Annotated in this window: 7 protein-coding genes; 2 read left to right on the top strand and 5 right to left on the bottom strand. The window is 40.5% G+C overall.

Going from position 1 to position 11,667, the window contains the following annotated elements; translation table 11 throughout:
• Positions 1–53: 53 nt before the first annotated feature.
• The 3 genes from HUU81_RS16580 to HUU81_RS16570 form a co-directional block, all read right to left on the bottom strand.
• Entirely contained in the window at positions 54–470 is a 417-nt protein-coding gene (locus HUU81_RS16580) for a hypothetical protein (protein ID WP_199610005.1), read from the bottom strand.
• Positions 471–843: 373 nt separating this feature from the next.
• Positions 844–1,479 (bottom strand): imm11 family protein, encoded by a 636-nt coding sequence (locus tag HUU81_RS16575; protein ID WP_233520536.1) that lies wholly within the window; start codon positions 1,477–1,479, stop codon positions 844–846.
• A 10-nt stretch (positions 1,480–1,489) separates the two neighbouring features.
• Positions 1,490–4,291, bottom strand: a complete 2,802-nt coding sequence (locus HUU81_RS16570; protein ID WP_199610004.1) for an AHH domain-containing protein — start codon at positions 4,289–4,291, stop codon at positions 1,490–1,492.
• 488 nt (positions 4,292–4,779) lie between these two features.
• Between HUU81_RS16570 and sbcD the strand changes: the two genes are divergently transcribed.
• The gene (gene sbcD, locus HUU81_RS16565; RefSeq protein ID WP_199610003.1) at positions 4,780–6,084 is read left to right on the top strand and encodes an exonuclease subunit SbcD; all 1,305 of its coding nucleotides are present in this window, start codon (positions 4,780–4,782) and stop codon (positions 6,082–6,084) included.
• Positions 6,081–9,911, top strand: a complete 3,831-nt coding sequence (locus HUU81_RS16560) for an AAA family ATPase (RefSeq protein WP_199610002.1) — start codon at positions 6,081–6,083, stop codon at positions 9,909–9,911. Before sbcD ends, HUU81_RS16560 begins: the two co-directional genes overlap by 4 nt.
• 361 nt (positions 9,912–10,272) lie before the next feature.
• Here HUU81_RS16560 and HUU81_RS16555 read toward each other — a convergent pair whose 3' ends face one another.
• Both HUU81_RS16555 and HUU81_RS16550 read right to left on the bottom strand, forming a co-directional pair.
• Positions 10,273–10,740, bottom strand: coding sequence for a hypothetical protein (locus HUU81_RS16555; protein WP_199610001.1), 468 nt, complete (start codon positions 10,738–10,740; stop codon positions 10,273–10,275).
• A 199-nt stretch (positions 10,741–10,939) separates the two neighbouring features.
• A complete protein-coding gene (locus HUU81_RS16550) occupies positions 10,940–11,407 on the bottom strand; it encodes a hypothetical protein (protein WP_199610000.1) in 468 nt (155 codons plus the stop codon).
• Between the last annotated feature and the right edge of the window lie 260 nt (positions 11,408–11,667).

Raw genomic sequence — 11,667 nt, 5'->3', positions numbered from 1 at the left:
TCCAAAGGTTAGAAGCTGAAAAAGTTAGAGCTAAACTTTTAGGTTAATAATAGTTAGCTTTTCTTTAATGGAGGTGGGGATAGTTTGGATTTTTCTTTATCCCAATAATCGACTTCTTCATAAAAATTCATGCACCAGTAGTCTTCGTGCCACTGATCTTTATCATCAATATAAACGGAAGGATAAAGCTGCATCCCTTTAAATTTCATGTGTTTAATTTTATCTCTGAGTTTTGAGTTAATAATTGGAAATACGCCATTCATTAACACATCAGTAATAGGTAGATTAATGCCTTTTTCAATTGCTTCTTCTTTATATCCATTTTCAAAAAATAATGGCTCTTGTCCTAGCGTTAATTTTTCAAATTCATAATTTCTATTTGCAATTTTTCTTAGTGGCTTTGTGTATATTGTCTGCTCATGATAATCGTTTAATACAATAAAATAGTCGTGATTATAACTGTCCATCATTACTCCTGTGTAAGCGCTTTACACTAAGTTGATAATATACCCGTTCCACTTGAAGATGCTGCGTTGTTGACTGCGCGCTTCCCCCCAATCACTTAGTGTATCTAAGCTCATGGGGACTCAGTTGCTTGTCGCCTAGCCGCATCTCCAATTGCTTTGGGTATAAAATTTTGTGTAGGTGATTGCTTTGGTTTTTTATTCTTTTCAGCATTAGGATTTAAATAATGAGCTTGCCCTTGGTGATTGCGGATGTGGTAGCAGCGATCTAATCTGTCTTGTACTTCTGATACTTTCACTTTATTAGTTCAGCCCTCATGCTCATACTGTTACATTAGAGGGCTGGATGATTTAAGGTATCTAAATAATATGCAATTACTTAAAACTGCATACCCTCCTCAAATTGTGACACTCTAACTAACTTAATGCCCGAAGGGTTATCTTCCATCAGTATTTTTGCGAGTTCGTAGTGAATGAATACGTAACCCATTCCTCTGTCCATTTTAAATATTAATCTTTCAGAAAGAGGAATTCGGTCTAACTTATCTGCATCCAAAACATATTTATATATATCTACGACCAATGCGTTAGGATTTGCTGCAAGACGCTTCTGGCTTGTTTTTGATAGTTTGGATTTTTCTTTATCCCAGTAATCGACTTCTTCCCAAAAGTTCATACACCAATAATCTTCATGCCACTGCTCTTTGTCATCAATATAGACAGAAGGATAAAGCTGCATCCCTTTAAACTTCATGTGTTTAATTTTATCTCTGAGTTTTGTGCTAATAATTGGAAGAACACCATCCATCAATACATCTGTTACAGGCAGGTTAATGCCATTTTCAATTGCTTCTTCTTTATATCCATTTTCAAAAAAAAGTGGTTCTTGGCCTAACGTTAACTTTTCAAATTCATAATTTCTATTTGCAGTTTTTTTAAATGGCTTTGTGTATATCGTTTGCTCATGATAGTCGTTTAATACAATAAAATAATCGTGATCATAACTGTCCATCATTACTCCTGTATTAGCGCTTTACGCTAAGTTGATAATAAGATTTTGTGTAAGTAATTTCTTTTGGGTTTTTATTCTTTTCAGCATGAGGGTTTAAGTAGTGCGTTTGCCCTTGGTGATTGCGGTCATGATAACAACGCCCCACTCTGTCTTGCACTTCTGAGATTTTCACTTTATTCGCACAACCCACATAACTGGAAGGCTTAAAGTTTCTAAATACAGAGGTCAGTGGTATTCTAAACTGTGAAATTTTTTCAACTAAATCAAGACTAATTTCATTCATTAGCATATCAACGTAGTTTTTACCTTCAATTTTACTAGAGCAATTGGTGAACTGGTTTTTTAACTTCTTAACCATAGCTTTCACCTGATCATGATACGGCTTTTCACCGGGGAGCGCATAAGTGTGATCGCCTTTATGCAGTTGCACTCTTAATTGGCAAGCACCTTCAAACGTACTGGGTAAATACACTAGGTTTTCTAGTTCGTTAATGTCATAGCCGCGGTGCTCTAATAAGCTACCTAGCTCTGATAATTCCACTCCTTTGGCTGATATTAAATGATGCGCTGCCATATGAATGCCGTTGTTAATTGGGTGGTTGTCATCATGTTTTACAGCGCGTTGCATTCGGCCGAGGTACTTTTTATCCTTTTGCGCGTTGCCTCTTAAACTTCGTGGAGTGACATGTTCGGTACTTTTGCATAAGCGGCAGCGTTGGTTGCGTCGTTCGTTGTCTTTTTTTCTTACCAATGTGGTGTTATTTGATGAAGACTGAATAATGCCTTTGTTTCTAGCTTTCATCAGTTTGTTACCAAGGTCTTTTAGTTTTGCGCTACAGTGCACAACATCACCCACTGTTTTACTTAGCGCATTAATGGCGGCTTGGGCGTGTTGTATTTTGCTATTCGCTTGTGCGGCTTTAGCACTGCTGGCTGTTAATTTAGCCAATAACATGCTGGCTCGTGCAGCGGTGCCTGTGCCAGCGGTAAACAGTGCCGTAATAATCAGTAGCATGACTTCAATGGCAAGATAAGCACCGCCTTTACCATTCACATAGCTGTAAAAATTAGGTGGCACAGACTCAATAATTAAACTGGTATAGGCTGCGTAAGCAAGGGCGGTGTCGTGGTCGGCAATAAGCTCAAGCACAGCATGAAAGTGTTTGCTTTGCTTAATAGTGTTCGCAAAGTCGGCATCAATATCCATTAATGCGTTGTCAATAAAGTACTGAATTTTGTTCACGTCACCTGCTGCAATGATATCGGGTAGCGCAGCAATGGTATGGCGATGGGTTATTAATGCGGCTAAGGTTTGCTGACTGTGTTGCAGTAAATCACCTGCATCTGTTAACCCCTGTTGAGCTTGAGTTTGTACATTACCGTATATGACTTTTGCTTCATTCAGCGCTTCGTTGCTTTGGCTACGCCACCAGTTCCAGCTGGCTAACTTATCCGCATTATCGGCAACCCAATCTGTGGTTTGGTTTGCGCTGTCTCTTATTTCAATATAAGTATCATGTGCATAGTCAGCGGCATAGTCTAAGGCTTTGTCGGTTAAGCTGGTAATGTCGGTGGCGATACTTGACCATGTTTCTATTTCAAATAAATCCGCTTGTTCTTCTAGCCATTTGTCTGCCCCTGCGTACAGCCCTTGTGCGCCTGCAATTGCGATAGCAGCATAACCGTAATCGTCCCATTGCGCTTGGAATGGTGCCATACTTTTTACGGTATCACGGTAAGCGCCGTCTAAAATGGTGATGATAGATTGGCGTAAAGATGCAATTTCCTGTTCAATACCTGTTTGTGAAGCAAATTCAACGGCAACGGCGCCTTTTGGCATTTTATCTACCACATGCACACCAGCTTCATCTTTGGTGCGAGTAGCAGCAGGTAAGGAAGTCGAAAAGGTATTAACGCCTGTGCCTGTATTTAATGAAATGGAGGACTGGTATACCTTGCCATCAATTTTAAGGGTAATGTTTTCAGTGGGCATTGGTGTATGCCAGTTGTCATCATAATAAGCTTGAACCTTTAACCATCCAGTAAGCTTTTGCTCTGCAATGACTTCAAAATGGCTGACTTGTGTCATTTGACCCGCTGTAGCAGTTAACTTGTATTTGCCAGGTCTTAAGTACATGTTGTACGACCAGCCCATTAGGCCATGCATGTATGCTCTTTTGCCTACATCAGCGACTCCGCTACCTGAGCTTGGCCCTTCCCATGTTAAGTTAACCCACTGCGACACACTAACTGAGCCCGTTGCATTTAGCCGCCGTTGTGCGTCGTGGGCCTTATTATCCGTAAATGTAATGACACTGCCATTGCTTGGGTAACTAAGATAAACCGAGGGTTGTATTGGCTCTGATTCAGGCACGTGGCGGAAAAATTGCTGAATTTCAAGCTGAGTTAAGCCACGTTTTTTCTTTTTGGGGGCAGGAGCATAATGGCTGCATTTGGGGTGAAATGGCGCCAATAGAATACGCTGTGCTGCACGGCTTTGGCGTTTAAAGTCGGTAAACGTGGTTTTATACCACTGCTTTTTATTAAACACCCAAAACTGGCAATCACGACGGTAACGAAATAGTTCACTACTACTGTCAGGAATTAAGCAATAGGTGCTGTTACGCAACTGTTGTTTTATTTCTCGTGGGAGTGCTTGATGTTGGTCTTGGTTTAACGGTGTAGCGACTAGTTTGCGATAAGCGATTTCTGAAGGTGGTATTTGTGCTGCAACGTTTAATTCCCAGTCAACGTCTGAGGTGGGCTCTGAATTATTATGCGCACCTCTGAATGTATTCCAGAAGTTGTCTTTCATGTCACATTCCGTTGTAATAATAATGCTTGTAATATTTTGGTGGCAAGATGTTAACATGAGGTTTAATAAAATCAATTATTTTATGTGACGTGAGAAAAGATCTTTTTTAACTTCGTATGCTAACTGGCTTTATATCCCTACGGCAGTACGTCGGATTATTTGTTGGATGGCGGACTTACGCAATGTTGCAGTAAGTTGGAAAAGGCGTAGGCGCCTTCCGACATTTTGTATAGTTTGATGATACTTGTAAGACAGATGATGCTCGAAATTGGTAACTATGAAGCTGAGATTGAAGCAGCTATATGTAAGTACTTCCCAGTTGATTAGTGTTAAACATTGTTTAAGTAACAATAACCCGAGATTAGCCAAGCAAATCCTAGAGTGATGAATTAGTAGTGCTCACCCACGCTAGCAATCTTACCATGCAATGATATGATGCTCATTGTATTCAACTTCACACTTCATATAAAAATATAAAGCAATAATACATGCGCATTATTCATACATCCGACTGGCATTTAGGCCAACATTTTTATGGTAAAACCCGCTTAAATGAACATCAGCAGTTTTTAACGTGGTTGGTTGACTTAGTGCAACAAGAACAAGTAGACGCTGTTATTGTTGCGGGTGATATTTTTGATACGGGTGCGCCACCTAGCTATGCGCGCGAGTTATTTAATCGATGTGTGATTGCACTAAAGCAAGTGGGTTGTCAGTTGGTGCTATTAGGTGGGAATCATGACTCGGTGGCGATGTTAACGGAGTCGCGCCAAATACTGACATTTATTGATACTGCATTAATTCCTGCAGCTACTCATGATTATCAATCTCATATTATTGAATTAACAGACAAGAATGATGCAGTGTCTGCCATTGTGGGGGCTATTCCCTTTATTCGCGCACGCGATGTGGTTACCAGTAGCGCAGGACAAACCGGCGATCAAAAAAAGCAGCAATTACAGCAAGCGATTAGTGACTATTACGCCAATATTTATCAGTGCGCGCAGCAGCGACAACAAGCATTGCGTGAACAAGGCACAGAAGTGCCTATTATTTTGACTGGGCATTTAACAACCGTTAATAGTCAAACTAGTGAGTCGGTACGAGACTTATACATAGGCACGTTAGATGCCTTCCCCGCTGATGGCTTTCCGCCAGCAGATTATATTGCGCTGGGTCATATTCATCGCGCGCAAAAAGTGGGCGGTACTGAACATATTCGGTATAGCGGCTCACCTATTCCATTAAGTTTTGATGAGCTAAATAAAGCGAAAACCGTTAATTTGGTTGAGTTTGATATGGGGCAACTGCATCAGGTTACGCCGATTGAAGTACCACTTTTTCAACCCATGAAAGTGATTAAAGGCGAGATGGCACATATTAAAGAACAGCTTGAAGTGTTGGCACGCAATGCACAAGCTGATGCCTGCTCTACGCAGGATAGCGACCAGCCAACGTGGCTAGATATTGAAGTGGTTGCTAGCGATTTCATTAGCGACATTCAAACTCAGCTGCAACAACTAACGCGTGAGTTACATGTAGAAGTGTTACTAAGTCGTCGTGCCAAAGTAAACCGTGAACATGGGCTTAATGAAAACAACAAAGAGTCATTGCATGAATTAAGTGTCCAAGAGGTATTTGCGCGAAGATTACAGTTAGAAAGTGATTACCTAAGTGAAAAAGAGCAGGATCCTGATCCGCAGCTCGATAAGTACATGCGTGTAAAAAACATGTTTACTGAGATCACTCAATCAATTGAGCTGGCGAATAAAAATAGTAACGATGCCTCATGAAAATACTTAGTCTTAGATTTAAAAACTTAAACTCGCTTAAAGGTGAATGGTGTATTGATTTTACCCAGTCGCCTTTTAACGACAATGGCTTATTTGCGATTACAGGACCAACCGGGGCAGGAAAAACCACATTACTGGACGGAATTTGTTTGGCGTTGTATCACCAAACCCCCCGATTAACGAATATTTCAGCCAATACCAATGATTTGATGACACGCCATACTGCTGAATGTTTGGCGGAAGTTGAATTTGAAGTCAAAGGTAAGGCGTATCGTGCGTTTTGGTCGCAGCGTCGTGCCCGAGGTCAAGCCAATGGTAAGCTTCAGCCACCTAAAGCTGAGTTGGCAGAAGGTGATAGCGGTAATATTTTGGCCGAAAAAATGCCGGAAGTGAAAGCGAAAGTGGTGGCGTTAACAGGGTTAGATTTTTCTCGATTCACCAAGTCGATGATGTTGTCGCAAGGTAAATTTGCCGAGTTTTTAAATGCTAGTGATAACGACCGCGCAGAGCTGCTAGAAGAGTTAACCGGTACTGAGATATACAGCCAAATATCCAAAGCGGCGTTCGAACGTGCCAAAGAAGAAAAAAATAACCTCGCTATCTTACAGGCAAAATTAGAAGGCGTGGCGTTATTATCAGCTGAAGAAGAAGCTGAACTCACCACACGGTTAGCGGCACTAAGCGAACAAGCACGCACGCTACAAACAACCAAAAGTGAATTGCAGCAGCAGTTAATATGGCATCAAGCATGGTTGGAGCACAGCAAAGGGCTAGCGGACGCGCACATTTCGCAACAGCAATTAGCGCAGCAATGGCGCGAAGCACAGCCAAGCTTTCATCAATTAACGAAAGCAAAATTAGCGGAAAAAATATCACCTCATTACATTGCTTATCAACAAGTGCAAACTCAGCGTGACCACACAGATAGCCAATTAACGAATCTTGCAGAAGACATCACACAGTTGCAGGCGAAATGGGCAAACTTGCAAGCCCAGCACGAAGCAGCTAAACAGTCGCACACTCAATGTTTACACCAGCAAAGTGAGACCGAAGCGCTTATTAATAAGCAAATTATTCCGTTGGATAATCAAATTCATCAATTAACCCAAGGGCTGACAGAAAAACAGCAAGCCGTAAGTAAGTACCAACAGCAATCTCAAGAAGTTCAGCACAATATAGCGCAGCTTAATACCAATAAAGTCGCGTTATCCACCGAGTTAGATAAGGCTGAAAGCTATTTGGCGCAGCATTCACAACATCAACAACTGCACGAAATGTTGCCTTTATGGGAACAAACGTATGCGGGTATTGTTAAAGCGGTTGGCCAAGAGCAACAACTTACAGCGGAATTACACAACATTGCGCAACAGCGGTTAACTAGGCAGCAAAATAAAGCAGCGTTAGAGGCCGCTGCGTTACAACAGCAGCATCAGTTAACACAACTGCAAGCGCAATTAGTTGATGTAAAAACGCAACTTGCCAATGAATTGGGTGAACACACCGCGCAGCAATTAAAACAAGCGTTACAACTGACCGAGCAACAATACTTCGGTTTTCAGCGTTTAGTAGAATACAGCGAGCAAGCGAAAGCGCTACAGCAAGATCAATTGGATAACCAAGAGGCGATGAGCGATTTAGTATATTCGTCCAACCGTATTGAGCAAACCATTCAGTCGCAACGCGAGCAATATAAAGCGATACAAAACCACGTTAAAGATGTGGCTGATAAACTTAAGCTAGAACAGCAAATAGCCTCGCTGGAAGAGTATCGACAGCAATTGCAACCAACGCAGGAATGCCCGTTATGCGGTTCAACCGAGCACCCTGCGATTACCGATTATCAAGCAATTAATGTGAGTGACACTGAAGCTAAGTTACAGCAGTTACAAACGCAACTAGAAGCGTTAGAAAAGGCAGGAAAAGACAGTCTAGAAAAGCAAGTAGCTACTAGCACAAAGCTAGAAAACGCAAAACAAACTAATGCTCAATTCGCAACGCAGTTATCTCAGCTGGCTGATAAGTGGCAACAAGTGATTGATGAATATCAACTGAGTAAAATTGACGAGAGTCATCACTTGCTTTGGCAGCATCAACTGGCTGCAAACTTCACTTCAATAACGCAATTGCATTCGCAACAACAAGACCAATATCAGGCGTTATCGAACAGTGTGCAGGCCATTACGCGTTTAGATGAACAGGTGCAAACGCACACGACAGAGTTACACGTTCAACAAAGCCAATTGCAACAAATCCAAAATGATATCAGCTTGCAGCAGCAAGCGTTGCAAGCGCTAAGCAATCAGCAAAGTGATATACAGCAACGGCTTGACGATGTAAGTCAGAATTTAGCAGAACAATGGCAGCAATTAACGCATTCGATAGCCAATCTTGGGCTCAGTTTAGCCGCAGTGGATGAGACAAGTATAAAGCGTTATGAAATAGACGCAGCATGGTTTAACAACACCGCGCAATTAGCGAAGGTATGGCAAGAAAAGTACGAATCTCAACAGCATTCAAAGCAACAGTTAGCTGAATTAGCGATCCAAGAAACGCATTTAATCGAAAAACAAACGCATATCAGTAAAGAATTAGTGACTCATGAGCACGAACTAGCAACCATCTCGGCCAGCTTAACGGCTGCTAAAGCGCAGCGAACCAAGCTGTTTGGTGAGCAAAACGTTGAAGCTTGCAGACATGCATTGATTCAACAAGTGCAATCTCATCAACAAGCGGTTGAACATGCGTTTTCTGAAGCGCAGCAAACGGCGTTGCTATTAGAAAAACAACAAGGTACTAAGGAAAGTTTGACGACACAATTGGCGAGTCTCAACGATGCCCTTGTTCAACATCAAGATACGTGGCAAGCGGCGTTAGCACAAAGTGACTTTGCCACTGAGCAAGCTTATTTAAATGCCAAACTTGATGAGCAGCAGCAACAGACGATTATGGAATTGCAGCAACGTCTTCAACGTCAACACGATCAAATAGACGCTAGCATTACGCAATATAAACAGCAGTTGCAAAAATTACTTACACAAGCAAACGCGCAAAGGGTTGGTGGAGACGGCATTATTGCTGAGCTTAATGCGCGCTCTGCATCAGAGCTTGACGCTAACTTAATAGACACTATTACTCAGCACAGTAAAAGTTCGTTAATAGAAGTAGAACAAGGATACACGGAAACAGAAAGTGCAATACAACGGCTGCATGTTGAGCAAGGGGTGATCCAGCAACAATTAGATAATGAAACGCAGAAGAAGCAAAACCAGCAAGACATTATTCAGCGCATTGAACACCAGCACCAACAATATCAAGACTGGGAATATTTAAACTACTTAATTGGCTCGGCGGAAGGTGACAAGTTTAGGAAATTCGCTCAAGGCTTAACCCTTGAACATCTCGTTTATCTTGCCAATCAACAACTTCAGCGCCTGCATGGTCGATATTTATTACAGCGCAAAACGGATGGGGTATTAACCTTGGAAGTTGTTGATACTTGGCAGGCAGATACCGTACGCGATACCAAAACCTTATCAGGCGGTGAAAGCTTTTTAGTCAGCTTAGCCCTCGCCCTCGCGCTATCAGATTTAGTCAGCCATAAAACCAGTATCGACTCCTTATTTTTAGATGAAGGCTTCGGCACACTAGATGCTGAAACACTCGACATGGCGCTTGATGCCCTCGATCACCTTAATGCCAGCGGAAAAATGATCGGTGTGATCAGCCACATTGAAGCATTAAAAGAGCGCATCGCTGTTCAAATTAAAGTTAAAAAAGTCAATGGCTTGGGAGTTAGTCAGTTGGATGAGGGGTATCGGGTGGTATAAAATCGTTATAGTAGCGTCCTACAATATTAATGAGCGACCCGATATAAATGTGCTTAACAGTAATTCCTATATTATTAAGTAATCTTTTCTTTTAAAACTGGTTCGAATGAAAACAAAACAATCAATATTAAACATACTAATGTAGTCGGTATAGGAATATTAAATGTATTTGTTAATGGAGAGAATACAAACATATTTATGATAAATAGTATGACCGTTAGAAACGCAAACTTTTTGAAGTTGGTCTTATATTGATAGGCTGCGTGACAATTTGAACATGTATTTGGTGTTTTTAACATGTCAAAAATTATGAAAGGCAGTTTCTTATTGCATTGTGGGCATTTCATATTGATTCCTTTTATTAAACTTTGTCTATTTTAAAGCCATGAATTTTAGATTGTTTTACTAGTTCTTCATAAAAAGCTTTATCATCGATGGAATAATGATCTGAATGAAAGTGAGGAGCGAGATGATAATGATGTTTAGCGAAGCTTTTTATATCGAATGCATAGTGTGATAGCTTTTTAAGTATGGTCGCCGTCTCGATGGCAGTCCACAGCACTTCAGTTTGCTCACCTTCAGGACCATAGGCAATGCTTTTATCTGAGAGAATTAGAGAGTTTGTTATAGACTTCTTATGTGCTATATAACTTTTATAACAAAGTACGGGAAATACCAATAAGCCTACAAATGCAGCATAACCCTTTGCGGGAATCTCGATGTCAGTAAAGACGATGTCATAGGCTAATTTTAGGCTAAGCAAAAATAGAGGTATAAATACGAATAGTGTATAAAGAGGTGTTTTTGTATACTTGTACTTTAGGTTCATAATCTAATCTAGCTTTTTAATCATGTGCTCATATTATATTAATGATAAATAGTATGACCGCCAGAAACACAAACTTTTTGAAATTGGTCTTATAGAGGCTGCGTGACAACTTGAACATGTATTTGGTATTTTTAACATGTCAAAATTACGAAAGGCAGTTTCTTATTACATTGTGGGCATTTCATATTGATTCCTTTTATTAAACTTTGTCTATTTTAAAGCCATGAGTTTTAGATTGTTTTACTAGTTCTTTATAAAAAGCCTTATCATCGATGGAATAATGATCTGAATGAAAGTGAGGAGCGAGATGATAATGATGTTTAGCGAAGCTTTTTATATCAAAAGCATAGTGTGATAGCTTTTTAATTATGGTCGCCGTCTCGATGGCAGTCCACAGCACTTCAGTTTGCTCACCTTCAGGACCAAAGGCAATGCTTTTATCTGAGATCACTAGGGTGTTTATTGAAGACTTTTTATGTGCCTCATAGATTTTAATGCCTAATAAAGGAAGTAGGATTAAGCCCAAAAAGGAAGTGTAAGCTTTTGCAGGCAATTCTGCATCAGTAAAGGCAATATCATAAGCTAATTTTAGGCAAAGCAAAAAACATGGCATGATGATAAGTAATGCAATAAGTGGTTTTTTTATGTAGTTATATTCTTTTGTCATAAATCCATCTAATTATTTGTAATAACGCACCCGCATGTTGCAGATAAAAAGACTTTATATGTTATCACGACTATAGTTAGGCTATACCTTAAACCGCTTTCAAGAATAAATTTTGTAATGAAAATTCATATTCTATCGCCTTTACGATAAAACGCCTTTTTTAACTAAGCTTGCTGCCCATCGTTTGATGGGAAATTATAAGGCATCTGAGATCTTGTCAATGCAATATGAAAGGAACTTACCCAATCCCCTGTCTATAA

The sequence above is a fragment of the Flocculibacter collagenilyticus genome, from assembly GCF_016469335.1.
Lineage (GTDB): Bacteria > Pseudomonadota > Gammaproteobacteria > Enterobacterales > Alteromonadaceae > Flocculibacter > Flocculibacter collagenilyticus.
Note: the sequence above shows the minus strand (reverse complement) of the source record. Positions and strands in the feature narration are given on the sequence as shown.

Excerpts from the sequence above, each read along its gene's own strand:
- HUU81_RS16575 (WP_233520536.1), bottom strand. The coding sequence starts at position 1,479 with ATGATGGACAGTTATGATCACGATTATTTTATTGTATTAAACGACTAT.
- HUU81_RS16570 (WP_199610004.1), bottom strand. The coding sequence starts at position 4,291 with ATGAAAGACAACTTCTGGAATACATTCAGAGGTGCGCATAATAATTCA.
- HUU81_RS16550 (WP_199610000.1), bottom strand. The coding sequence starts at position 11,407 with ATGACAAAAGAATATAACTACATAAAAAAACCACTTATTGCATTACTT.
- HUU81_RS16580 (WP_199610005.1), bottom strand. The coding sequence starts at position 470 with ATGATGGACAGTTATAATCACGACTATTTTATTGTATTAAACGATTAT.
- HUU81_RS16560 (WP_199610002.1), top strand. The coding sequence starts at position 6,081 with ATGAAAATACTTAGTCTTAGATTTAAAAACTTAAACTCGCTTAAAGGT.
- HUU81_RS16555 (WP_199610001.1), bottom strand. The coding sequence starts at position 10,740 with ATGAACCTAAAGTACAAGTATACAAAAACACCTCTTTATACACTATTC.
- sbcD (WP_199610003.1), top strand. The coding sequence starts at position 4,780 with ATGCGCATTATTCATACATCCGACTGGCATTTAGGCCAACATTTTTAT.